The organism is Mesorhizobium sp., assembly GCF_965229135.1.
Taxonomy (GTDB): Bacteria; Pseudomonadota; Alphaproteobacteria; order Rhizobiales; family Rhizobiaceae; genus Mesorhizobium.
In genome coordinates, this window is the sequence record NZ_OZ245860.1 from 1,107,375 (window position 1) to 1,131,838 (window position 24,464).

Consider the following 24,464-nt stretch of genomic DNA (forward strand, 5'->3'; position numbering starts at 1 on the left):
GCGCCTTTCAGTCTTACTCGGCCGCGTCGGGCAGCCGGACAGGGTTGTCGTCGAGCTTCGTGTTCTCGAGTTCGACGTTGAGGCCAAGCGACCGCATTTCCTTGACGAGCACGTTGAAGCTCTCCGGGATGCCGGCCTCGAACGTGTCGTCGCCGCGGACGATCGCCTCGTAGACCTTGGTGCGCCCGGCGACGTCATCGGACTTCACCGTCAGCATTTCCTGCAGCGTGTAGGCGGCGCCGTAGGCTTCCAGCGCCCAGACCTCCATTTCGCCGAAGCGCTGGCCACCGAACTGCGCCTTGCCGCCCAGCGGCTGCTGGGTGACGAGCGAGTAAGGACCGATCGAACGCGCGTGGATCTTGTCGTCCACGAGATGGTGAAGCTTGAGCATGTAGATGTAGCCCATAGTCACCTTGCGATCGAACGGCTCGCCGGTGCGCCCGTCATAGAGCTGCGACTGACCGCTGGTGTGCAGGCCCGCCTGCTCCAGCATGATGTTGATGTCAGCCTCATGCGCGCCGTCGAAGACCGGTGTCGCGATGGAGACGCCGCGACGCATCTGCTCGCTGAGGCGAACAATGCTCTCGTCGTCATACTCACGGACCGGCTCGTTGCGGTCGTTGGCCGGGATGAAGCTCTCGAGCGTCTGGCGCAGCGGCTTGATGTCGCCCGCCACCTTGTACGCGTCGATCAGCTCGCCGATCTTCTTGCCCATGCCAGCGCAGGCCCAGCCCAGATGCGTTTCCAGGATCTGGCCGACATTCATGCGGCTCGGCACACCCAGCGGGTTGAGCACGATATCCGCATGCGTGCCGTCCTCGAGGAACGGCATGTCCTCCACCGGAACGATACGCGACACGACACCCTTGTTGCCGTGACGGCCGGCCATCTTGTCGCCGGGCTGCATCTTGCGCTTCACGGCCACGAAGACCTTGACCATCTTCATGACGCCCGGAGGCATTTCGTCGCCGCGCTGCACCTTCTCGACCTTGTCCATGAAACGCTGTTCAAGCGCCTTCTTGGAGTCGTCGTACTGGCCACGCAGGGCTTCCAGTTCGCTCTGGAGCTTCTCGTTCTCCACGGCAAACTGCCACCACTGCGAACGCGGATACTCGTCGAGCGTATCCTTGGACAGCGTCGAGCCTTTCTTGAAGCCCTTCGGCCCGGCAATCGCTTCCTTGCCGACGAGAACGTCGGAAAGACGCGAATAGACGTTGCGGTCCAGGATCGCCTGCTCGTCGTCGCGGTCCTTGGCGAGGCGTTCGATCTCCTCGCGCTCGATTGCCATGGCGCGCTCATCCTTCTCCACACCGTGGCGATTGAAGACGCGCACTTCGACGACGGTGCCGAAGGTGCCCGGAGGCATGCGCATGGAGGTATCGCGTACGTCGGAAGCCTTTTCGCCGAAGATGGCGCGCAGAAGCTTCTCTTCCGGCGTCATCGGGCTTTCGCCCTTCGGCGTGATCTTGCCGACCAGGATGTCGCCCGGCTGAACTTCCGCACCGATATAGACGATGCCGGCTTCGTCGAGGTTCTTCAGTGCTTCTTCCGACACGTTCGGAATGTCGCGCGTGATTTCTTCCGGACCGAGCTTGGTGTCGCGCGCCATGACCTCGAACTCCTCGATGTGGATCGAGGTGAAGACGTCGTCGGCGACGATGCGCTCGGACAAGAGGATCGAGTCCTCGTAGTTGTAGCCGTTCCACGGCATGAACGCGACCAGCACGTTGCGGCCGAGAGCCAGATCGCCAAGCTCCGTCGACGGACCGTCGGCGATGATGTCGCCCTTGTTGACCCGGTCACCCATGCGAACCAGCGGACGCTGGTTGATGCAGGTGTTCTGGTTCGAGCGCTGGAACTTCATCAACCGGTAGATATCGACGCCGGACTTGCCCGGATCGAGATCTTCGGTTGCACGGATAACGATACGCGTCGCATCCACCTGGTCGACGATGCCGCCGCGACGAGCGCCGATGGCGGCGCCGGAGTCACGGGCAACGATCGGCTCCATGCCGGTGCCGACGAACGGCGCTTCGGCGCGCACCAGCGGCACGGCCTGACGCTGCATGTTCGAGCCCATCAGGGCGCGATTGGCGTCGTCGTTCTCCAGGAACGGGATCAGGGCCGCGGCCACCGACACCATCTGCTTCGGCGAAACGTCCATAAGGTCGACGTTTTCGCGCGGCGCCATCATCACTTCGCCGGCACTGCGGCAAATGACGAATTCGTCAACGAAGCCGCCATTCTTGTCGAGCTCGGCGTTGGCCTGCGCGACATGGTGCTTGGCCTCTTCCATCGCCGACAGATAGACGACGTCATTGGTCAGCTTGCCGTCGACGATCTTGCGGTACGGGCTTTCGATGAAGCCGTACTTGTTGACGCGTGCGAAGGTCGCCAGCGAGTTGATCAGACCGATATTCGGGCCTTCCGGCGTCTCGATCGGGCAGATGCGGCCGTAATGCGTCGGGTGCACGTCGCGCACTTCGAAGCCGGCGCGTTCGCGGGTCAGACCGCCAGGTCCAAGCGCCGAGAGACGACGCTTGTGGGTGATCTCCGACAGCGGGTTGGTCTGGTCCATGAACTGCGACAGCTGCGAGGAGCCGAAGAACTCGCGCACGGCGGCAGCCGCCGGCTTGGCGTTGATCAGGTCCTGCGGCATCACCGTGTCGATCTCGATCGAGGACATACGCTCCTTGATCGCGCGCTCCATGCGCAGCAGGCCGACGCGGTACTGGTTTTCCATCAGCTCGCCGACCGAGCGCACGCGGCGGTTGCCGAGATTGTCGATGTCGTCGATCTCGCCCTTGCCGTCGCGCAGTTCGACCAGCGTCCTGACCACGGCCAGGATGTCGTCCTTGCGCAGCACGCGCACGGTATCCTCGGCCTTGAGCTCGAGGCGCATGTTCATCTTGACGCGGCCGACGGCCGACAGGTCATAGCGCTCGCTGTCGAAGAACAGCGAGTTGAACATGGCTTCGGCGGTCTCGAGCGTCGGCGGCTCGCCGGGGCGCATGACACGATAGATGTCGAACAGCGCGTCCTGGCGGCTCTCGTTCTTGTCGACGTTGAGCGTATTGCGGATGTAGGCGCCGACATTGACGTGGTCGATGTCGAGAACCTTGATCTCCTGCTCGCCGGTGCCGAGCAACACCTTCAGCGTCTTTTCGTCGATCTCGTCACCGGCTTCCAGGAAGATCTCGCCCGTGCCGTAGTTGACGATGTCCTCGGCCAGGTAGTTGCCGAGCAGATCCTCGTCGGTCGCCTTGATCGCCTTCAGACCCTTTTCGCCGAGCTGACGCGCCTGGCGGGCGGTGATCTTCTTGCCGGCTTCGACAACGACCTCACCCGTATCGGCGTCGACCAGGTCGCCTACAGCCTTGAGGCCGCGGAAACGCTCGACGTTGAACGGGATGCGCCAATGGTCGCCGGCGCGCACGTAGGTGATCTTGTTATAGAAGGTCGACAGGATCTCTTCGCCGTCCATGCCGAGCGCCATCAGCAGCGACGTCACCGGAATCTTGCGGCGGCGGTCGATACGGGCGTGCACGACGTCCTTGGAGTCGAACTCGATGTCGAGCCACGAACCGCGATAGGGGATGACGCGCGCGGCGAACAGAAGCTTGCCCGACGAGTGCGACTTGCCCTTGTCATGGTCGAAGAAGACGCCCGGCGAACGATGCATCTGCGAGACGATGACGCGCTCGGTGCCGTTGACGATGAAGGTGCCGTTCAAGGTCATGAGCGGCATGTCGCCCATGTAGACATCCTGCTCCTTGATGTCCTTGATCGACTTGGCGCCGGTATCCTCGTCGATATCGAACACGATGAGGCGCAGCGTCACCTTCAGCGGCGCGGCATAGGTCAGGTCGCGCTGACGGCATTCGTCAACGTCGAATTTCGGTCCTTCGAACTCGTACTTCACGAACTCCAGCATCGAGGAGCCGGAAAAATCGGAGATCGGGAAGACCGACTTGAAAACGGCCTGCAGTCCTTCATCGGGACGCCCACCCTTGGGCTCTTCCACCATCAGGAACTGGTCATAGGATGCCTTCTGAACCTCGATGAGGTTCGGCATCTCCGCAACTTCCGGGATCTTTCCGAAGAACTTGCGTACGCGTCTGCGGCCATTGAAAGTCTGGGTCTGGGCCATCGTCGCTCCTTAGCTCAATTCTCGGGGCGAGCCTCGCCGCGGCTCGCCTTGCATCCTGAGCCACCTCGGCGGCGGCCCTCTGTCTGTTCTCCGGCTGCCCTGCGGCGACCGGCTAAAACGGGAGAAAACCCGTTTCCTGAGGGCCGATCCTCGGCCCTCAGGAAAGAGGTTCTCGTACGTCTCGCGCCACGCGTCCTCCCTTTGCGCAAAGGGAGTGGCGGACGGCGCGAGGCCGCCCGCCAACAATCAAACGCTTACTTAAGTTCGACCTTTGCGCCGGCTGCTTCCAGCTGGGCCTTGAACTTGTCCGCGTCGGCCTTGGAAACGGCTTCCTTGACCGGCTTCGGAGCCGCTTCGACCAGATCCTTGGCTTCCTTGAGGCCAAGACCGGTGATAGCGCGCACTTCCTTGATGACGTTGATCTTCTGGGCGCCGGCGTCCGTCAGGACGACGTCGAATTCGGTCTTCTCTTCGACCGGAGCAGCAGCGGCCGCACCACCACCAGCGGCGGCAACAGCCACCGGAGCAGCGGCGGAAACGCCCCACTTTTCTTCCAGAAGCTTCGACAGCTCGGCCGCCTCGAGGACGGTCAGCTTCGAAAGGTCGTCTACGATCTTTGCGAGATCAGCCATTGTAGTATTCCTTCATAAGGTTCGAACGTGTGTTTGTGATAGCGAGGAACGGCCTCATGCCGCCTCGTCCTTCCGGGCATAAGCGCCAATGACGCGCGCGACCGAAGCCGCCGGCGCATTGACGATCTGGGCGATCCGGGTTGCCGGTGTGGCGATCATGCCAACCAGCCTGCCGCGCAGCTCGTCGAGCGACGGGAGTGTGGCGAGAGCCTTCACACCGTCGGCGTTGAGCGAGGTCGTGCCCATCGCGCCACCGAGAATGACAAGCTTGTCATTTCCCTTGGCGAAATCGGACGCGACCTTAGGCGCCGCAATCGGATCCTCCGAATAAGCAATCAGCGTCTGTCCCTTGAACAGATCGATGATCGATGCGGAGTCCGTGCCCTGAAGAGCGATTTTGGCGAGACGGTTCTTCGCGACTTTAACGGTGCCACCGGCGGCGCGCATTTTCGACCGAAGGTCGTTCATTTGCGCGACGGTGATACCGGCATAGTGGGCCACGACGACTGAACCGGCGTTTCCGAACGCTTCGTTCAGGCCCGTGACGAGTTCGCGTTTTTCCGCTCTGTCCACTGCCTATCTCCAGTTGACCCCAATCCTGCCAATGAGAACATCTCATTCACGAGGACAGGCGTCGGGTTGCCTTTTGCCGGCCGGGCCATCCAGTAACGGATCTCCCGAACGACGCTCGAGGATCCTGCCCCCTTTCGCCACACCCACGGCCAGGCCGTCGATGCGCAGACAAAAGGCAAACACGGTTCGAACCTTTCATTGGAGCATTCCGCTCCGTTGTCGGGTCTTCACCCGTCTCATGCAGGCCCACATGAATTAAGGCTTTTGGGCCGCCTGCAATCTCGGACAGGATGTCCGGAAGCCTTTCGACTTCCGGCACCGGGCCTCCGAAACAATTCAGAGGTCCGGAATTCTTGCGGATCAGCCCTGTCGCGGGCCGACCCAGGTCGATCTCATCAGGACGCGGTGAGCGTCGAAACGTCGAGCTTGAGGCCCGGGCCCATCGTCGAGGTGACCGACACCTTCTTGACGTAGTTGCCCTTGGCGCCAGCCGGCTTTGCCTTGTTCACGGCATCGGCGAAAGCGCGGACGTTTTCTTCCAGAGCCTTGACGTCGAACGAGACCTTGCCGACGCCGGCGTGCACGATGCCCGCCTTCTCGACGCGGAACTCCACGGCGCCACCCTTGGACGCCTTGACGGCGGCGGCGACGTCGGTGGTCACGGTGCCGACCTTCGGGTTCGGCATCATGCCGCGCGGGCCGAGCACCTTGCCCAGACGACCGACGAGCGGCATCATGTCCGGCGTGGCGATGCAGCGATCGAAATCGATCGTGCCCTTCTGGACGATGTCCACCAGGTCCTCGGCACCGACGATGTCGGCACCAGCGGCCTTGGCTTCCTCGGCCTTGTCGCCGCGTGCGAACACGGCGACGCGCACGGTACGGCCGGTACCGTTCGGCAGGTTGACCACGCCACGGACCATCTGGTCGGCATGACGGGGGTCAACACCGAGGTTCATGGCGACTTCGACGGTCTCGTCGAACTTCACCGAGGAACGATCCTTGAGCAGCTTCAGGGCATCACCCAGGGCATAAGCCTTGTTGGGATCAATGCCTTCGCGGGACTTCGATACACGCTTTGCAATCTTTGCCATGATCTCAGCCCACCACTTCCAGACCCATCGAGCGGGCGGAGCCCTCGACCATGCGCATGGCCGCCTCGACGTCGTTTGCATTCAGATCCTTCATCTTGGCGGTGGCGATCTCGCGAACCTTTTCGCGCGAAACGGTGCCAGCCTTGACCTTGCCCGGCTCCTTGGAGCCAGCCGTCAGGTTCGCCGCCTTCTTGAGGAAGTAGCTCACCGGAGCCGTCTTCATGACGAAGGTGAACGACTTGTCCTGATAGTAGGTGATGACGACGGGGACCGGGGATCCCTTTTCCATTTCCTGGGTCTGCGCGTTGAACGCCTTGCAGAATTCCATGATGTTGATGCCACGCTGACCAAGCGCCGGGCCGATCGGCGGAGACGGCGTTGCCGATCCCGCTTTGACCTGGAGCTTGAGCTGGCCTGCAATTTTCTTAGCCATCTCTTTTCCTGCCTCTTCTCATGCCGGCCCCGCTATCTGGGACAACACCGGCGGTTGCAGTCTGGTGGTTCGATCCATGCGGCCGGCTAAAGCCACACTCGTCTCCCACCGCTCTCGAGGCCACGCCCTTCGACGCCGCCTCACCTGACACCCGAAGGGCGCCAGGAATTTTCGGATCAGCCCTTTTCGACCTGACCGAACTCCAGATCCACAGGCACGGCGCGCCCGAAGATCGAAACTTCCACCTTGAGCCGCGCGCGCTCCTCGTCCACTTCCTGGACGAAACCGTTGAACGACGCGAAGGGACCATCCGAAACGCGGATCGCCTCGCCGATTTCGAACGTGACCGAAGGCTTCGGCCGCTCGACGCCTTCCTGCACCTGGTTCAGGATTCGCTGCGCCTCGGCCTCGGTGATCGGCACAGGCTTCGAATCGCCCAGGAAACCCGTGACCTTCGGCGTGTTCTTGACGAGCGAGAAAACCGCGTCGGTCAGGTTCGCCTTCAGGAGCACGTAACCCGGAAAGAACTTGCGCTCGGCATCGACCTTGCGGCCGCGACGAACTTCGACGACCTTCTCGGTCGGCACGACGATCTGCTCAATGTCAGCGGACAAGCCCTTCTGCTTGGCCTTGTTGACGATGTCCTCGGCAACCTTTTTTTCAAAATTCGAATAGGCGTGGACGATGTACCAGCGCGCGGTCATTTCAAGACTTCTCCGTAATCGCCGGACTTAGCGTCCGATGCCCAGAATCTGTTCGACCGCAAGGCCCATGAGCTGATCGGCGGTGAAGAAAAAGATCATCGCAATCACAGCGAAGGCCAGAACCATCACCGTCGAGATCATCGTCTCGCGCCGCGACGGCCAAGTCACCTTGGCGGTCTCCGCGCGAACCTGCTGGAGAAAGACGAAAGGATTTGTGGTTTTCGACGCCATATGCCGCTCTGTCTTCAAGATCCGTTGGCCGGATCTCCTGGATGATCCCGCTGGCCGGGACGTGCCGCCTGGGTTTGCGTTTACGCCGAATCAGCGCAACCATTCCGCCCATGCAAATCAGACGCGTAAAGCCGGGTTCCCAGCTCCACGCGTCGCGTGTCTGTTTCGTCTACATAAAACCGATTCTTGATCCACGCAAGTGGCAAGTGCTCGCTTTATGACCAAACGCCGCCTCGGAACCATCCAGTCGTCCCGTCCCGGCTATGGGGCTCTTATGCCTCAGTCGGCCTAATATGGCAAGCGGGTTGCCAATTTTCAAAGGCCTGCGCGCAGGAATCATGTCTTCGTGAATTGGCCATTCCGGAAAATGGCACGGGCAGCAGGGCTCGAACCTACGACCTGCGGTTTTGGAGACCGCCGCTCTACCAACTGAGCTATGCCCGTATGGGCGCTGCTATTTCATAAAGCGGATGAGAACTCAAGTGCAGTTTTCTGATTGGCCGCCGACAAATCGCGATCGCCGAAACGCGAGCACCAATGCCCCGCCGCAGATGAGAAGCTCAAGCACGAAAGTCCAATGCAGGACAAAACTAAAAACCCAGTTACGGTAGACCGCAGGCACCCTCACCCACTCGAATGAATGGCGGTCGAACGGCATCAGCCACATTATGGGCGAGGCCACCGTATCCAGAACCATATGCAACATCGCCGCGACAAAGAAGGTGGCGACGACAGCGAGCTGTCGTGGAGCGCACCATCTTGCCAGTGCCAGCGCGATGAGGCCGGACGCGGCCCAGAAAAGAGGCCAGTGCGTGATGTAGTCGTGGTGGTGGGTTCGCCCGCCATCCACGAAATGAAAATAGAACATATCGAAATCGGGAGCGACGCTGCCGACAAGCGCGGCCGCCATTATGGCTGACCCCGGCTGCCGGCCATCCTGCGCGAAAGCGCCCAGAATATAGCCAGACGGAAGATGCGCGATCAGCATCGCCAAACCTGCTCATTGCCCAACCAGACCGGATTATCACCGCATATTGTGGCGCGATTCCGGAAGATCCAACGGGCGTCTGACCCGAGCTTATTTCCCACTCGGCGGCCGGTACGGCCCACCGGGTACGCCCCAGCCCCAAGCCGGCATCGGCTCCGTCTCGGGATCACAGGTTTCGCCGAGATTGGAGTTCAGCTTGGCGAGCCGCGAACCCCATTCGAGATAGGCCGTGAACGCCGAGCGAAACTCCGGATCGTCAGGCAGGCCAATGGTATCCGCGGCATCCATCAGCAGATTTATCCAGCGGCGCCGCTGCTCCTCCGTCAGATGCTTGCCCAGATGATGCATGACCATCTCACGGTGGCCGCCATGCTTTTCGCTGTAGGTCTTCGGGCCGCCAAAGACCTCGCCGATAAAAGCCGCGACATGCGCCGGATGATCCGGCGCCATGTGCTTGAAGACCGGCCCCACAATCGGATCGCGAAGCACCTGCTCGTAGAAGGTTTCCGTTAGGCGGCTCAGGGCCTCAAACCCACCAACCCATTCGTACAGCGTCGGGACGCTTGTCTTTCCGGTGCTGTCGTCCATGTCTGGCCTCGTGTCGTGTTGCCGGAACTATCCGCCTTCACCATTGCCCGCTCAAGCTGGCAGGACGGCTAGTGGAAGCGCCTAACGCTTGAGGTCCAGCACAGTGAAGACACGGCAATTGTCGGCGGCGGGGGCAGCCTTGCAGACCGAGCCTGCGGTCAAAAGCTCGGGTCCGGCGGCATCGGTGATCAGTTTCATCTTCAGCATCCGTTCCGAAAGCAGAGGATCAAGCCCGGTTGCCGGCGCTTTTTCCATGGCGTCCAGAAGACTGCTGTCAACGCCCATTTCCTTGACGTAGGTCGACAGCTTGCGCGACGGGGCAGTTTGCCTGACGCCGACAATGGCATCGGTCGCGACAAGGCGCCTGACCCCGCCTGCCAGCATCAACACGCATTCGGACGCACAATAGCCTCCAGCGGAAATGGCGCGGCCGAGGAAGCGGGCTCCCTTGCCATCGTTGGCCTTGCAATCTGACTGCTCAGGCCGACAACCGTCGAACAAGGTCCTCCCGACCGCGACGCCGAGAGCGCTGCGCCGAATGAGCCGGCCAAGCGTCATGGCGGCGTCGCTGTCGCCACCGGCCGAGAAGACCACGATCGGAAGTTTACGGCTGCCCACGAGTTGGAGCGTCTTTTTCAGAAGCTGCGGCGAGTTGGCGTTGATGTTGCCTTCGGCCGATATCCACTCGGGGCACGTCGGCTCGCAACTTGCGTCGCTGCCGCGAACAACCACAAAGCGCATGGCCGTGGACTGTGGGCTGTCGGGTCCGGCAGCGACCGCCGGCGCCACCAGGCTCCAGCACAGCAGCCAAATGAGCAGGCCCGGCCAGCGCCCAGCTCCAGCCCAAAAATGCGACAAGGCCACGCTCACTGGATCAATGATCCCCGCTTGATATCGGACACCGTCACCACCCGGCAGTTGGCCGCGGCCGGAACGGTCTTGCAGATTGGTGCGCCGGTCAACAGATCGACGGAATCCAGGCTGGTCACGAGATGCATGCGCAGCATGTTATCAGGCACGAGCTGATGAATGCTGCTGGCCGGAGTGTTCTTGATCGTCAGCAGGACCCCTTCACCTATGCCCATTTCCGTCAGATATGCAGCCAGCCTCTTCTCGAGCGCCTTGTCCATCTCATAGGTCTTGTAGCTGCCCGCGTTCTTTCGGCTGACGATCTTGGTGTCGATGATGTGCTTCTTGCCTCGCACCACGCGATATGTCGTGCGGTACAGCAATTTCGTGCGCACGAAGGTGGTCGTGATCTGGTGGACGCCGAGATAAGGCAGCGGCCCGACCAGCCGCCGGACGCCCCCGGCCAGCATCAACGGGCAGGCGGAGGCGCAATAGCTGCCGAACTCATATGGATTGCCGATATAGTGGGAACCCTTGGCGTCATTCTCCTTGCAGTCCTTGGCGTCCGGTTGGCAGCCGAAGAACAACGTCCTTCCAACAGCAACGTCCAGCCCCTCCTGCCGGATCATTCGCCCCATCGCGATGGCCGCGCTGACATCGCCGCCCGGCGAGTCGACAACGACCGGCAATTTTCGAGCGCCCAAGGTTCTCAGGAGGTTTTTCAGCAACTGAGGGCTGTTGGGGCTTATGGTTCCTTCGGCGGATATCCATTCAGCACAGGTCGGCTCGCAGCCCGGTGCGCTGCTGCGAACAACGACAAAACGCATCTGGGGATTGTCTTCCGGCTCAACCGGCTTCCTGGCCGCCGCGAGCGTCGCGCTCGCATGAACAATAAGGAAGAGCGCTGAGATCAGAGCCAGCAGCCGGTGTGAATGAACCATCGAACAGAGCCTCTGGGCCACTCGCCGATCCCTCTCAGTGCAGCTGACAATAACGCACGTCCGGTAAGGCCGGAATCGATTTCTGCTGTGCCAAACGGCGTCCGGGAAAAATTCTGCGTGAGTGGATGCTTCGATGTCACGGCGAAAAAGAAAAGGGCAGCCCGAGAGCTGCCCTTTCGCATTCGATCCGGCTGATGCCGGTGTCGACTATTCCTTGATGGTGACGACGATGCCGGCACCGACGGTGCGGCCGCCTTCACGGATAGCGAAGCGCAGCTTCTCTTCCATGGCGATCGGAACGATCAGCTCGACATCGACCGTGATGTTGTCGCCGGGCATCACCATCTCGGTGCCTTCCGGCAGCGACACGATGCCTGTCACGTCCGTCGTGCGGAAATAGAACTGCGGACGGTAGTTGGTGAAGAACGGCGTGTGACGGCCACCTTCGTCCTTGGTCAGGATGTAGGCTTCGGCCACGAACTTCTTGTGCGGCTTCACGGTGCCCGGCTTGGCCAGGACCTGGCCGCGCTCGACGCCTTCACGATCAACGCCGCGCAGCAGCGCGCCGATGTTGTCGCCAGCCTGGCCCTGGTCGAGCAGCTTGCGGAACATCTCGACGCCCGTGCAGGTCGTCTTGGTCGTCGGACGGATGCCGATGATCTCGAGTTCCTCGCCAACCTTGACCACGCCGCGCTCGACGCGACCGGTAACAACCGTGCCGCGGCCCGAGATCGAGAACACGTCTTCGATCGGCATCAGGAACGGCTTGTCGAGCGGACGGACCGGGGTCGGGATGTAGGCGTCGACCTGAGCCATCAGCTCGCGGATCGCGTCCTCGCCGATCGTCTTGTTGGAATCTTCAAGAGCCGCAAGCGCCGAACCCTTGACGATCGGAATGTCGTCGCCGGGGAACTCGTTCTTCGACAGCAGTTCGCGAACCTCGAGCTCGACCAGTTCGAGCAGCTCGGCGTCATCGACCTGGTCGACCTTGTTCAGGAACACCACGATCGACGGAACGCCGACCTGACGGGCAAGCAGGATGTGCTCGCGGGTCTGCGGCATCGGGCCGTCGGCGGCCGACACGACCAGGATCGCGCCGTCCATCTGCGCCGCACCGGTGATCATGTTCTTCACATAGTCGGCGTGGCCGGGGCAGTCGACGTGCGCATAGTGGCGGTTGGCCGTCTCGTACTCGACGTGCGCGGTCGAGATGGTGATGCCGCGTGCCTTCTCTTCAGGCGCCGCATCGATCTGGTCATAGCGCTTGTATTCGCCGAAATACTTGGTGATCGCAGCCGTCAGCGACGTCTTGCCATGATCGACGTGACCAATCGTGCCGATGTTCACGTGAGGCTTGTTACGCTCGAATTTACCTTTTGCCATAGTCTCTTTCCTTGGACGGCCTTGACCTTCAGTTCAGTCGAATGCGGGGCGATTAGCGACAAAGGCCGAAAAACACAAGCGTCTTTTGGCTGGGCGCAGTCTCACTCGGTCTGAACCCGGGATCCGATTTCGGGGTGTGACGCGGATATAGGAACGAGCGAGCCGAAATCAAATGGCGGCAAAGGTGTCGCCCAGAGGATGGCTCAGCGGCTCCGGCGGCCAATATTTCACCCATTGCGGCAGCAGCCCGGCTCTGATTTTCTGACGCGATGCATTCGATCCCAAGCACCATTCGCGGCCCGTTGTTCATGATCGTCGCGACCGGGTCGTACCTGGTCAACGACACGATGATGAAGCTCGCCACCGCGGGGCTGCCGTTCTACGAAGTGCTGTTTCTGCGCGGAGCCGCGGCGACGCTGTGGGGAATTCCGCTGTTGTTCCTGCTGGGCCAGGGCAAGCAGATACCGCTGATCCTCGACCGGCGCGTCCTGCAACGAAACCTGCTCGAGCTGGCCGCAATCCTTTGCTACGTCGTGGCGCTGGCCAACATGCAGATCGCCGATTCCACCGCGCTCGGTCAGATCACGCCCCTGCTGATGCTGGTCGGCTCTTCGATTCTGTTTGGTGAACGCATCGGCGGCCAACGCATGGCGTTGATCGGGCTCGGCTTCATCGGGGCACTGATGGTGGCGCAACCAACCATGGAGGGCATCTCGGTCTACGCCTTGCTGGCGCTCGGCAACGCGGCGTTGTCGGCCGCGCGTGACCTCGCTGGCCGGCGGGTACCGCCTGAAGTGCCGGGAATGATCGTGGCGATTTCGGCCGTTGTCGTGGTGCTTGTCGGCGCAGGCGCCGCGCATCTTGTTTCAGAGCGCGGGGTCATGCCTGAGATGCGCCATCTTCTGTTGATGGCCGGCGCCGGGTTTTTCCTGATCTTCGGCCACTTCTTCATCTTCATGGCCTATCGCGTCGGACCGACGAGCGCAGTGGCGCCGTTCTACTACTGCTTTACCGTCTGGGCGGTGATTTCGGGCCTGCTGGTGTTCGGGCAATTCCCCAACACGCTGGCCGTCTGCGGCATCGTGCTGGTCGTCGGCAGCGGCTTGACCATCGTCACGCTGGACCAGCGCAGGCGCCGGTTGACCATCGTCGCCTGACATCTCGAGCATCTGCGTATCGCCACCCTCCTCTTCCTGTTGGGACCAGAGAGTTTGCGGCGAATAGACTCACGCGCCGGCCAGACGAATGCGGACGACTACTGGCGGCTGGCTGGGCCGGACCTGCCTTTCGCCTAAAGTGTGCGACTGCCGCTGAACTGGTGGTAGGCCCAGAGAACAACCACCGCGCCGACCACCGCGACGATCAGGCTGTAGATGTTGAGACCGGTGACACCCGACGCACCGAAAGCGCTGAATATCAGGCCGCCGACAATGGCGCCAACTATGCCGAGCACAATATCCATGATCATGCCCTGGCCGGTCTTGTTGACGATTTTGCTGCCGATGAACCCCGCGACGACGCCGAGAATGATCCAGCTGATGATACCCATTTTTTCCTCTCCAATCCCCCGGGCCGAACATTTTCACATGATTGTCAAAAGCTCAAGCCAGCTTGAAATTCCGCCCGATTGCGCCATTGTTGAGGATGGGTTGGGCTTGGTTGAGATGGAGGATCCACTATGGGACTTTTTGACAACGCCGTTCCCGGCGGCAATATCGCCAAGCCGCTGATGATCGCGCTTGGCGCCTTGATGGTTGGAAAGATGCTGAGCGGCCGAAGCGCCGAACAACCGGCACAGCCACAAAGCCCCGCACCCGCCGGAACGACATCCGCCGATGGCGGCCTGCTTGGCGGGCTGGGTGGCCTGCTCGACAAACTCAAGGACGCCGGCCACGGCAATGTCGCCGATTCATGGGTCGGCACCGGTCAGAACCAGCCGATCCATCCCACGGACCTCGGCAATGTGCTCGGCCCGCAGGTGATCCATGAGATCGCGCAGCGGACTGGAATGGATGAACAGGAACTGCTCACGCAATTGTCAGCCGCCTTGCCGGGCGTCGTCGACAAGCTGACACCTGCCGGACAGGTGCCGCCCCAGCATCAGGTCGCGTCCCTTTTCAACAGCTAAGTCTTGTACATTCGCCCGGGTGCGCGAATTTCGCTTTTGAAGCCGTGAAATCAAGCCGGCGCAACAACACATGGTCGCCGGCTTGTCCGGCGCGACAGGGCCGATACATGCGGGAGAAAGCTGATCAGCTGTTACGGCTTGTTGACGTGAAATTTTGGAGCGGGTAGCGGGAATCGAACCCGCACCGGGAGCTTGGAAGGCTCTTGTGATACCATTTCACCATACCCGCGTATGGCCACCTAGCTAGTCGACGATGTTGCGAAGGTCAAGCAGCGTCGACCCGACATTCCAAACCTTCTTTCAGCGCCACCCAACCGACCCAGCCAACTCCCGCTATTTTCCGCAGTGATGATCATTGATCTTGTTCGTGGCATTCGCGTCAGGCCCAACGCGATGGTAGGAGCACGCACCCGCCGCCGTCGTGAACAGCTGCTGATCATAGTAATGCGGGCCGCCGAACAGCCAGTCGATTACATCGTCATTGGCGGGAACATAGCGTTCGCGTCGTTCCTGGCTGTCGTATTGCTGGGTTCCGGCGAATGCCGAGCCGCAAACGCCACAACCTATACCGACAGCCAGAGCGAAGATCGCAAAGCATTTCGTCGTCATGGACTTTACACTCCTGGCCATTTGGACTCACACCATACATCCAAAATCGCCAGCTGAAAAAAGGTTCCAGCGGAGCCCGGTTCATCATTAGTAGCCGAGGGCGATACCGTCCTTGCGTGGATCGGATGCGCCGGTCAGCGTTCCCTTCTCCCAGTCGATCAGCACCAGCTGGCCGCCACCCAGGGGCTCGTGCGGCGCCGCTACCTTGTGGCCCCGCCGGCGCAGGCCTTCGATAGCTTCAGTGGAGACGCTGCGTTCAGCGCTCACCATGTCATCGTTGTAGAATACACGCGGTGCGTCCAGGGCCTCCTGGGGATCCATGCCAAAGTCGAACATGTTGGTGAGCAGATGGACATGGCCGAATGGCTGGTAGCCGCCGCCCATCACCCCGAACGGCATCAGGGCTCGGCCGTTCCTGGTGACCATGCCTGGCATGATGGTATGCATGGGCCGCTTGCCGGGCGCGATGCAGTTCGGATGGGTGGGATCGAGCCGGAAGCTGGTCCCGCGATTCTGCAAGACGATTCCGGTTTTCGGTCCGACGATGCCGCTACCGAAGGAAAAATAGGTCGAGTTGATGAAGCTGACCGCGTTGCGGTCGCGATCGACGACAGAGATATAGACCGTGTCGCTGCCGGGCAGAGCGACGCGCGGCAGATGCGTCATGGCGCGCTCGCGGTCGATCTCGGCGCGTAGCCGGTCCGCGTATACAGGAGACAGAAGTTCCTTGACGGGAACCGCCACATGGTCCTGGTCGCCAACCAGATTGTCGCGGTCGCGATAGGCAAGCCGCCCCGCCTCGATTTCCAGATGCAGCCGCTCGGCGCCGTTGGGGTCGAGTCCGCCCGGCAAGAAGCCGGACAAGACGTTCAGCATCAGCAGAGCGGTCAAGCCCTGATTGTTCGGCGGCATCTGGTGAACGTCGTAGCCGTGGTAGGATGTGCTGACGGGCGTGGTGTAGTCACCCCTGGTCGATGCGAAATCCTCGTGCGTGTGAAGGCCGCCGAGGGCCTGCAGCCTCGAAACCATGTCATCGGCTGTCTCACCCTCATAGAATCCCGCCCGACCGTCCCTGGCGATCTTGCGCAACGTCGCGGCAAGCTCCGGCTGCCGATGGACATCGCCGGCAACGAGCGCCCTGCCACCCGGCAGGAAGATGCGCGCGGCATGCTCGTCCGCCGAGAGATCCGTCTCGGGATCCGCCCAGTCGAACGCAACACGATCGTGCACGACATAGCCGTGCTCGGCATAGTGGGTGGCGGGAGCCAGCGCATCGGCGATGCCCTTGCGACCATGATCCTCCAGCAGCCGGCACCATGCATCCACGGCGCCCGGCACTGTCACCGAATGCGGCCCGCCAGCCGGAATACGGTCGAATCCTTTTTCGAGATACCAGTCGACGGTCGCGGCCGCCGGGGCGCGGCCTGAGCCGTTGAAGGCCAGCACGTCGCCCTGCCCGTTCGGGCAGTAAAGAACGAAGCAGTCGCCACCGATGCCCGTCGACTGCGGCTCCACCACGGCCTGCACGGCTGCCGCCGTGACCGCTGCATCCATGGCGTTGCCCCCGGCACGCAGCATGTCGACGGCGGCGAGCGTCGCCAGCGGATGCGAGGTGGCGGCCATGCCTTCGGTGGCGCGGACTGGAGAGCGGCCGGGAAACTGTAAGTCACGCATCGAGGATCAGTACCTTGTCATGAGGAGCAGCTATAAATTCGGACCATACTCTAACGGCGGCGCCCGAAAAGTTGCGCCATAGAGAGCAGCACGACCGAGAGCACGATCAGGCAGGTGGAGATCGCGGCGATCGTGGGGTCGATCTGGTCGCGCAGCGCATTGAACATCCGTCGCGTGAGCGTCGTCACCTCGCCACCGGATATGAAGAACGAAACGACCACCTCATCGAATGAGGTGATGAAGGCGAAAAGCGCGCCCGAGACGATGGAAAACCGGATCTGCGGCACGGTCACCTGCCAGAAGGCGGCAAAGCGCCCCGCTCCCAGGCTGCGCGCCACACGCTCCTGGTTCATGTCATAGGACCTGAACCCGGAAAGCACCGTCAGCATCACCAGCGGCAATGCCTGCACGGTGTGGGCCAGCACCAGGCCGGTCATGGTGTTGTTGAGGCCGACACGCGCATAGATGAAGAAGGTGCCGATGCCCACGAGGATAACCGGGACGATCAAGGAGGCGGTCATCAGCGCATTGATGTACCCCGACATGCGCAGCATTCGGGAGTTCAGCGCATAGGCCGCCGCCACTCCAATCGGCGTCGCGACGATCGTCGTCAGGATCGCGGCCTTGACCGAGACGATGGTGGCATCACGCCATTCCACGGACTGGAAATAGGCCTCGTACCAGCGCAACGACCATTCCTGCGGCGGAAACTGCAGCAGCGTCGACCCCGAAAATGACATCGGCACGATGATCAGCGAAGGCGCGATCAGAAACAGCAGCACGAGGCCGCCAAAAGCATATAGCCATAGCCGCCGCCAATGCGAGATCGGTAAGCCGAGGCTCTCGTTCATCTTGCGCTCCAGACGCCGGTCGCACGCGCTCCAAACAGCCTTTGCAGAAGCGCAAGAAGGCCGAGCGTGACCGCCAGCAGGATGACACCGAGCGCGCTGCCGGCGCCCCAGTTGGAATAGAGGCTGGTGGTCTGTTCCATGCGCATCGCCCACATGATGACCTTGCCGCCGCCCATCAATGCCGGGGTGACGAAGAAGCCGAGACACAACACGAAGACGATGACCACGCCCGAAGCCAGGCCAGGAAGCGACAGCGGAAAGAAAATCTGGCGAAAGGTGGCCGATGGGCTGGCGCCAAGGTTCATCCCGGCGCGCAGGTAGTCGGAATCGATCGCCTTCATGGAGGCGTAGAGCGGCAGGACAAGGAAAGGCAGCATGATGTGCGTCATGCCGATGACGACGCCGGTGAAATTGTTGGCGAGCGACAATGGCTGGTCGATGACGCCGAGGTTCATGAGCCAGGTGTTGACCAGGCCCTTGCGCTGCAGGATCACCAGCCACGCATAGGTGCGGACCAGCACCGAGGTCCAGAACGGCAGGATGACGAAGATCAGGCAGACGGAGGCGATGCGCTGCCGCAGCTGCGACAGCATGTAGGCCAGCGGATAGCCGAATAGGACACAGAGCCCCGTGACGGTGAAAGCCACCTTGAACGTGGTGACAAAGGTGCGGATGTAGGAACTCTGCTCGACGAAGCGGGCATAGTTGGCACCGCTGAGCATGCCGTTTTCGTCGAAGAACGAAAGCCAGAACAGCCAGCCGATGGGCAGCACGATGATGATGCAGACGAGCAGCAGGCCTGGCGAACACAGGGCCAGCAGGGCCAGCGATTCACGCCGCGCATCCGCCTTCAGCACGTTGGCGTTCGCGCCGCGAAGGTGACCTTCGGTGTCCGCCAGCGCCGTCATGCTTCGCTCGTCACGATGCTTGCATCCTCAGCGTTGATCTGAAGATTGATCGCCTGTCCGAATTGCGGAATCCTGGAAAGAATATCGCTGCGGCAATAGTCGCGAAGCGCGATCTGTTCGCCATTGGCCAGCGTGGCGTAGCAGATGAAGCTGTCGCCTTGATAAACGATGTCGGCGACGGTGGCCGCAAAGGCATTCGCATTGCCGTCCAAAGTGTCTCCGGCGAGCCTGACGCATTCCGGACGGGCAACGAGCCAATGCCTGCCGGACGTTGGCACCGGCGACCCGGTATGAATTCTCTGTCCAGCGTACCATGCGGCACCGTCCCGGCAGTCGACGGGGATAAAATTGGAGTCGCCGATGAAGCCGGCGACGAACCGGGTTCGAGGTTTTGCATAGAGCGTCCTGGGTTGATCCAATTGCTCGATGCGGCCCTTGTTCATGACGGCAATCCTGTCCGACATGGTGATCGCCTCGCGCTGGTCGTGGGTAACGTAGACCGTGGTCATGCCCAACCGACGGTGCAGGCTGCGCAATTCGATCTGCATGTGCTCGCGCAGTCCCTTGTCGAGGGCCGAGAGCGGCTCGTCCATCAGGACGATGCGCGGCTCGAACACGATCGCGCGTGCCAATGCGACGCGTTGGCGCTGGCCGCCCGACAGTTGATCGACGCGCCGGTCGGCAAGGCCCTGCAATTGCACGAGTTCGAGTGCCTTCTCGACCCGCTCGGCGGCTTCCGCGGCAGCCACGCGCCGCTGCTTCAACGGGAAAGCGATGTTGTGGAAGACGTTCATATGCGGGAACAGCGCATAGTTCTGGAACACCATGCCGATGTTGCGCTTGTGCGGCGGCATGGTGATGACCTCATCCCCGCCGATCCTGATGCTGCCGGCATTAGCTCTTACAAACCCGGCGAGGATCATCAGGAGCGTGGTCTTGCCTGACCCGGATGGACCAAGCAGCGTGAGGAACTCCCCGGGCGCCACGTCGAGATCGAGATTACTCAGAACGGGGACACTGCCGAAGCGCTTGGCAATACCCTTGATGCTGATCGGTGGCGAGCACTGTGCTGCAGACAAAATCGACACTTCCTTCAGAGACGAGCTGCGCGAGAACGCAAGGGACTTTTCCCGCCGGAGAATTGGCCCGGCGAGAAAGTGCCTGTCGGACAGGACGCAACCTTACTGCTGGATCAGGTTGTTGAATTTTTCCGTGGCTTCCACGAGGTTGTCTCGCCAGAATTCAGCATCCTGCAGAACCTGCTTCTTGACGTTCTCGGGCGATGAATTGATATCCTTGATCCTGTCCGCGGGGATCTTGCCGGTCTCGAATGCCTTCTCGTTCACCGGCCCGTTGTCGACATAGAGCGGCAAATTGGCCTGCAGTTGCGGACTGACGAACATAGCCAGCGCCTTCATGGCGGCGTCCTTGTTCTTCGAACCCTTGGGGATGACCATGCAGTCCGCGGTGAGCACACCCTGATCGAACGAGAAGCTGACCGGCGCGCCTTCCTTTTTCAGGGTGCCGGCGCGGCCATTCCAGATGCTGGCCATGTCGACCTCGCCGTCCTTGACCAGTTGCATGGCCTGCGCGCCGGACGTCCACCAGGCGTCGATATGGCCGCGGATCTTGTCCACCGACTTCAGGGCGCCGTCGACATCCACCGGATAGACCTTGTCGATGGCGATTCCTTCGGCAAGGGCCGCGACGCTGAGCGTCTCGGTCGACTGGCTGCCGCTGAGCGCACGGCGACCCGGAAACTTCTCGACGTTCCAGAAGTCGGCCCAGGTCTTCGGTCCCTTGTCGCCGAAGACATCGGTCCGGTAGATCAGGACCACGGAGGTGTAGGATATGCCCACCCAGTCGTCATGCACGAGCTTCGGGTTGATACCGCTTTTGTCGATGACGCTGTAGTCGAGCTTCTCGAACAGGCCTTCCTTGGAACCCCTGGCGCATTCGTCCGCACCCAGCTCGGTGATGTCCCACTTGACCGCGTTGCCGGTCACCTGGAGCCGGACGTCGTCCAGCCCGTTGGTGGTGTCTTCCTTGATCGTGATGCCGAGCGCATCGGCGGTGGGTTTGAAGAAGGCTTTGGTCTGCGCCTCCTGATAGGTGCCGCCCCAAGAGGCGACAGTGATGGTGTCGGCGGCGAGCGCGGCCGAGGCGACGCCGACGGCCAGACCGGCCGTGGCCAGTGCACTTGCAAGGCTTGATTTTCTCATCTTCGTGTTCCCCGGATATTGCCATTGTTTCGGCATTCTATTTTGTATACAATTTTGAATGTAATCGCTGGGAAAAACAAATGTCAACTTGAAAGATCGCGTTCTTCAGCCATAAGCTGGCATAAGCGCGGGAGGGGTTGAGATGCCGCCGACCAGGGCTGCCACGGCGAGCCGGGCAGCCAACGACTGATGGCGTTTCTCGAGCAAGAATTGGAAATCGGTGAGTATGTCCAAGGGGAAGAATACGCTGCGCGAATCCGTGTACGGGTCGCTGAAGGCGATTATCGTCACCGGACAATTGCCGCCGGGCTCGCGCGTCACGGAGAACGACCTGGCAGTGAAGCTGAAGGTCAGCCGCACACCAGTGCGCGAAGCGCTGAACCGGCTGGAGCAGGATGGTCTGGTGATCGGCCGCCCCCGGCAGGGCTATGTCGTGACTGAATTCGACATCCATATGTTCCGCGAAGCGTTCGAGATACGCGAACTGCTGGATGGTTACGCGACCGAACTGGCCACGGCCAATATCACTGCCGAGGACAAGGAACGCCTCCGCGAAATGGTCAGGGAATGCGAGCGCCTCGCCGCCCTGCCCGACCGCAAAGCGGAAGACATGTTCCAGGAACTGCAAATCGGAATGGACATCCACCGCACCATCGCCGGGATCAGCGGTAATGTGATGCTTTGCGGAATGCTGAACGGCATCCTCGACAAATGCCAGCATTATGTCTGGATGGAACTGCTGAGGCTCGACGAATGGAAAGTTGCTCGTGACGAGCACTACGCCATTGTCGAGGCCATTTGCGCCGGCGATGCGGCTCGTGCCGTCGAATTGACGCGCGAGCACATCCGCGGATCGCGCGACAATATCCTTCGCCTGTTGCAGGCGAAGTCTGACTACCAGACATTTCTTGCCCGCGCCTCATAGTGAAGGAGGCCGGGTGGCTGGAAGGACAAGCCGCCCAGTCCTTCACGATATCATGGATAGGCGCCGGCAATACTCGCGCGTTGGCGCACCAGAGCCAACACCGTGTCTATCGTCGGCGTTTCGACGCCGACGATGCGGCCGAGTTCGGAAACGGCGGCAACCACCGCATCGATCTCCATCTGCCTGCCGCGTTCGAGATCCTGCAGCATCGATGTCTTGTGCTCGCCGATGGCGGCGGCGCCGTCGATGCGCCGCTCCACGGAGATCGGCATCGTCACGCCAAGCGCGTTCGCCACCTTTTCCGCCTCGGTCATGATCGAGAGCGCCAGGCGGCGCGTCTCGGCATCGCCGCAGATGCGGGCAAGAGTGGCTCCCGTCAGCGCGCTGATCGGATTGAAGGCCACGTTGCCCCAAAGCTTCACCCAGATCTCGGTGCGGATGTCCGCCTTGACGGGCGCCTTCAGCCCGGCGCCGATCAGCGCCTTGCTGAACGCCTTCACGCGTTCCGTGGCAACGCCCGAGGGTTCACCAAGGCTGAACCTGTCGCCGGAAACATGCTGGACCACGCCGGGTTCGACCACTTCCGCCGCCGGATAGACGACGCAGCCAATCACCCGGTCGGCGCCAATGCCGCGCTCCTGCACGCGGCCTGGATCGACGGATTCCAGGACATGGTCACGCCATGGACCATCAAGGCCATGAAAATACCACCATGGCACGCCGTTGACCGCCATCACAACGCTGGTAACCGGCCCGAGCAGCGGCTGCATGCGCTCGACGATGCCGGGAACGGCCGGCGCCTTCAGCGCAACGACGACAACGTCCTGTTCGCCGGCGTCGGCCGGATTCTCATAGGCCGCAACCTGCACGATCGACGACGTGTCGGCCTCGACAAGGCGCAGACCATTGGCCTGCATCGCCTGCAAATGAGGCCCGCGCGCAATCAACGAGACTTCATGGCCGGCTTTCGCCAGGCGAGCGCCCATCAGGCCACCGATGGCGCCGGCGCCGTAGATGCAGATTCTCATCGCGTGATCCCCAGCCGTTCCGCAAGCCCGATCCGCTGCAGCTTTCCGGTCGGCCCCTTCGGTATCTCCTCCAGGAAGACGACGCGGCGCGGCACCTTGAAGGGTGCGAGCCTCGCGGCGACGAATTCGCGCAATTCGCTCTCGGCAGCGGATGCGCCTTCGCGCAGAACGACGGCGGCGGCGACCTCCTCACCGAGCTTCTCGCTCGGCATGCCGAAGGTCAGCGCCTGGAGCACGGCCGGATGTTCGGCGATGACGTCGTCCACCTCGCGTGGCGAAATCTTCTCGCCACCGCGATTGATGATCTCCTTGAGGCGGCCACTGATGGTGAGATAGCCCTCGTCGTCCAGAAAGCCGAGATCTCCGGTGCGAAACCAGCCATCGCGGAAAGCCTCCGCATTGGCTTCCGGGCGGTTCTCGTAACCGCCGGTGACATTCGGCCCTCGAATGACGATCTCGCCGGGCTGGCCGGGCGCCGCCAGCTTTCCGGATGCATCAAGGATCGCCACCTCGGGGCCGGCGGCAATGCCGACAGAACCGGGCTTGCGCACGGCCGGCGGCAGCGGGTTGCTGGCCATCTGGTGCGCCGCTTCCGTCATGCCGTAGGATTCGATCACAGGACAGCCGAAGGCCTGCTCCAGTTCGCCGATGAGCACGGGCGACATCGGCGCGGATGAGGAGCGGATGAGCCGAAGCCTGTGCCGCTCCATTATTTCGCGGTTGCGTTCAGCGCGGCCGAGGATCGCCTGATGCATGGAGGGGACGGCGCTGTACCAGGTGGCGGTCGACTCATCCAGCCAGCCGAAGAAGCGCAGCGCGTTGAAGCCGCCGCCGCAATAGACGCTGGCGCCCGCGGCGATCGACGACAGCAGCGCACCGATCAGTCCGTGAATGTGGAAAAGCGGCATGATCACCAGGCCGCGATCTGACTGGGTCAACGACAATGTGCGGGCAATGTTGCGCGCCGAAGTCGTCAGGTTGAGGTGGCTGAGCGGTACGATCTTGGGTTTTGACGTCGTTCCGGAAGTATGCAGAACCAGTGCGATATCGGCAGGCGTCGCGTCGGCACCAGCGACCGGCGCGCCTCCCGCGGGCTCAGCGACCAGATCGAAGGACCCGGCCGGCGCGTCATTCGCGGGCCGCAGTTCGATGATCGCCACGCCGCGTGCCAGTGCTGCCTCACGTGCCGGAGTCTCCGAGCCCTGCAGTACAACCAATGCCTTGGCGCCGAGGTCGTTCAGGTAATAATCGAATTCCTCCAGGCGATAGGTGGGATTGAGCGGCGCGGCCGTCGCCGCCGAGGCTATCGCCAGAAACACGGTCGCCAGCTCGGCGCTGTCGGGCATGACGATCGCGACGCGGTCGCCAGGGACGATGCCGGCCTTTCGAAAAACCGTGGCCGCCGCCGCGATCTGGTTGGCAAGCCCGCCATAGGTCAGCGGCGCGCGGCCAGGTGCGAGAATTGCAAGGGAGGCGGGATCGTGTGCGGCGACAAGGCCCGGAATTGTCGAAGTCACGGATGTCATGGATGGTTCCTCGCTTATCGCTATGAG

Annotated in this window: 24 protein-coding genes and 2 tRNA genes; 3 read left to right on the top strand and 23 right to left on the bottom strand. The window is 61.8% G+C overall.

Features of this window, described 5'->3' with window-relative positions; genetic code table 11:
- Positions 1–13: 13 nt before the first annotated feature.
- From rpoB to tuf, 13 genes are all read right to left on the bottom strand, one after another.
- Positions 14–4,150 carry a DNA-directed RNA polymerase subunit beta gene (gene rpoB, locus ACO07C_RS05405; protein ID WP_421913181.1) on the bottom strand — a complete coding sequence of 1,379 codons (4,137 nt, stop codon included), beginning with the start codon at positions 4,148–4,150 and terminating at the stop codon, positions 14–16.
- A 254-nt stretch (positions 4,151–4,404) separates the two neighbouring features.
- Entirely contained in the window at positions 4,405–4,782 is a 378-nt protein-coding gene (gene rplL, locus ACO07C_RS05410) for a 50S ribosomal protein L7/L12 (RefSeq protein WP_421913182.1), read from the bottom strand.
- Positions 4,783–4,836: 54 nt separating this feature from the next.
- Entirely contained in the window at positions 4,837–5,355 is a 519-nt protein-coding gene (gene rplJ / locus ACO07C_RS05415) for a 50S ribosomal protein L10 (protein ID WP_292575287.1), read from the bottom strand.
- A gap of 395 nt (positions 5,356–5,750) precedes the next feature.
- Entirely contained in the window at positions 5,751–6,449 is a 699-nt protein-coding gene (gene rplA, locus ACO07C_RS05420) for a 50S ribosomal protein L1 (RefSeq protein WP_421913183.1), read from the bottom strand.
- Positions 6,450–6,453: 4 nt separating this feature from the next.
- The gene (rplK, locus tag ACO07C_RS05425; protein ID WP_027027738.1) at positions 6,454–6,882 is read right to left on the bottom strand and encodes a 50S ribosomal protein L11; all 429 of its coding nucleotides are present in this window, start codon (positions 6,880–6,882) and stop codon (positions 6,454–6,456) included.
- Positions 6,883–7,058: 176 nt separating this feature from the next.
- Positions 7,059–7,586 carry a transcription termination/antitermination protein NusG gene (gene nusG / locus ACO07C_RS05430; protein WP_027028826.1) on the bottom strand — a complete coding sequence of 176 codons (528 nt, stop codon included), beginning with the start codon at positions 7,584–7,586 and terminating at the stop codon, positions 7,059–7,061.
- 27 nt (positions 7,587–7,613) lie between these two features.
- Entirely contained in the window at positions 7,614–7,817 is a 204-nt protein-coding gene (gene secE, locus ACO07C_RS05435) for a preprotein translocase subunit SecE (protein ID WP_013531408.1), read from the bottom strand.
- A gap of 368 nt (positions 7,818–8,185) precedes the next feature.
- A tRNA-Trp gene (locus ACO07C_RS05440) sits at positions 8,186–8,261 on the bottom strand.
- A gap of 34 nt (positions 8,262–8,295) precedes the next feature.
- Positions 8,296–8,805, bottom strand: coding sequence for a zinc dependent phospholipase C family protein (locus tag ACO07C_RS05445; protein ID WP_421917442.1), 510 nt, complete (start codon positions 8,803–8,805; stop codon positions 8,296–8,298).
- A gap of 90 nt (positions 8,806–8,895) precedes the next feature.
- Positions 8,896–9,393, bottom strand: a complete 498-nt coding sequence (locus ACO07C_RS05450; RefSeq protein WP_421913185.1) for a group II truncated hemoglobin — start codon at positions 9,391–9,393, stop codon at positions 8,896–8,898.
- Positions 9,394–9,474: 81 nt separating this feature from the next.
- The gene (locus ACO07C_RS05455) at positions 9,475–10,251 is read right to left on the bottom strand and encodes a hypothetical protein (protein ID WP_421913186.1); all 777 of its coding nucleotides are present in this window, start codon (positions 10,249–10,251) and stop codon (positions 9,475–9,477) included.
- Positions 10,252–10,259: 8 nt separating this feature from the next.
- Positions 10,260–11,183: a hypothetical protein gene (locus ACO07C_RS05460; protein WP_421913187.1), complete on the bottom strand. Its 924-nt coding sequence runs from the start codon at positions 11,181–11,183 to the stop codon at positions 10,260–10,262.
- Positions 11,184–11,390: 207 nt separating this feature from the next.
- Complete coding sequence (tuf, locus tag ACO07C_RS05465) at positions 11,391–12,566, bottom strand: elongation factor Tu (protein WP_421913188.1); 1,176 nt, start codon at positions 12,564–12,566, stop codon at positions 11,391–11,393.
- 269 nt (positions 12,567–12,835) lie between these two features.
- On the opposite strand from tuf, the gene ACO07C_RS05470 reads away from it, so the two are divergent.
- Positions 12,836–13,723 (top strand): DMT family transporter, encoded by an 888-nt coding sequence (locus ACO07C_RS05470; protein WP_421913189.1) that lies wholly within the window; start codon positions 12,836–12,838, stop codon positions 13,721–13,723.
- A gap of 134 nt (positions 13,724–13,857) precedes the next feature.
- Here ACO07C_RS05470 and ACO07C_RS05475 read toward each other — a convergent pair whose 3' ends face one another.
- Positions 13,858–14,115, bottom strand: coding sequence for a GlsB/YeaQ/YmgE family stress response membrane protein (locus ACO07C_RS05475; RefSeq protein WP_421913190.1), 258 nt, complete (start codon positions 14,113–14,115; stop codon positions 13,858–13,860).
- Between the two features lie 129 nt (positions 14,116–14,244).
- On the opposite strand from ACO07C_RS05475, the gene ACO07C_RS05480 reads away from it, so the two are divergent.
- Complete coding sequence (locus ACO07C_RS05480; protein ID WP_421913191.1) at positions 14,245–14,694, top strand: YidB family protein; 450 nt, start codon at positions 14,245–14,247, stop codon at positions 14,692–14,694.
- A gap of 155 nt (positions 14,695–14,849) precedes the next feature.
- On the opposite strand, the gene ACO07C_RS05485 is transcribed toward ACO07C_RS05480, so the two are convergent.
- The 7 genes from ACO07C_RS05485 to ACO07C_RS05515 all read right to left on the bottom strand — a co-directional run bounded on the left by ACO07C_RS05485 (position 14,850) and on the right by ACO07C_RS05515 (position 20,958).
- Positions 14,850–14,923, bottom strand: a tRNA-Gly gene (locus ACO07C_RS05485).
- A 104-nt stretch (positions 14,924–15,027) separates the two neighbouring features.
- Positions 15,028–15,303 (bottom strand): hypothetical protein, encoded by a 276-nt coding sequence (locus tag ACO07C_RS05490; RefSeq protein ID WP_421913192.1) that lies wholly within the window; start codon positions 15,301–15,303, stop codon positions 15,028–15,030.
- A gap of 87 nt (positions 15,304–15,390) precedes the next feature.
- On the bottom strand, positions 15,391–16,977 hold the full coding sequence (gene ggt, locus ACO07C_RS05495) for a gamma-glutamyltransferase (protein WP_421913193.1): 1,587 nt from the start codon (positions 16,975–16,977) through the stop codon (positions 15,391–15,393).
- A gap of 50 nt (positions 16,978–17,027) precedes the next feature.
- Positions 17,028–17,828, bottom strand: coding sequence for an ABC transporter permease (locus tag ACO07C_RS05500; RefSeq protein ID WP_421913194.1), 801 nt, complete (start codon positions 17,826–17,828; stop codon positions 17,028–17,030).
- Positions 17,825–18,736, bottom strand: coding sequence for an ABC transporter permease (locus ACO07C_RS05505; RefSeq protein ID WP_421913195.1), 912 nt, complete (start codon positions 18,734–18,736; stop codon positions 17,825–17,827). The genes ACO07C_RS05500 and ACO07C_RS05505 overlap by 4 nt, the downstream gene beginning before the upstream one ends.
- Positions 18,733–19,815, bottom strand: a complete 1,083-nt coding sequence (locus ACO07C_RS05510) for an ABC transporter ATP-binding protein (protein ID WP_421913196.1) — start codon at positions 19,813–19,815, stop codon at positions 18,733–18,735. The genes ACO07C_RS05505 and ACO07C_RS05510 overlap by 4 nt, the downstream gene beginning before the upstream one ends.
- A 102-nt stretch (positions 19,816–19,917) precedes the next feature.
- Positions 19,918–20,958 carry an ABC transporter substrate-binding protein gene (locus tag ACO07C_RS05515; protein ID WP_421913197.1) on the bottom strand — a complete coding sequence of 347 codons (1,041 nt, stop codon included), beginning with the start codon at positions 20,956–20,958 and terminating at the stop codon, positions 19,918–19,920.
- A gap of 226 nt (positions 20,959–21,184) precedes the next feature.
- Here ACO07C_RS05515 and ACO07C_RS05520 point away from each other — a divergent pair, with 226 nt between their 5' ends.
- Entirely contained in the window at positions 21,185–21,883 is a 699-nt protein-coding gene (locus tag ACO07C_RS05520; protein WP_421913198.1) for a GntR family transcriptional regulator, read from the top strand.
- A 50-nt stretch (positions 21,884–21,933) separates the two neighbouring features.
- On the opposite strand, the gene ACO07C_RS05525 is transcribed toward ACO07C_RS05520, so the two are convergent.
- Together ACO07C_RS05525 and ACO07C_RS05530 are read right to left on the bottom strand one after the other, a co-directional pair.
- Positions 21,934–22,911, bottom strand: coding sequence for a 2-dehydropantoate 2-reductase (locus tag ACO07C_RS05525; protein WP_421913199.1), 978 nt, complete (start codon positions 22,909–22,911; stop codon positions 21,934–21,936).
- Positions 22,908–24,437, bottom strand: a complete 1,530-nt coding sequence (locus ACO07C_RS05530; protein ID WP_421913200.1) for an acyl--CoA ligase — start codon at positions 24,435–24,437, stop codon at positions 22,908–22,910. The genes ACO07C_RS05525 and ACO07C_RS05530 overlap by 4 nt, the downstream gene beginning before the upstream one ends.
- Positions 24,438–24,464: the final 27 nt, after the last annotated feature.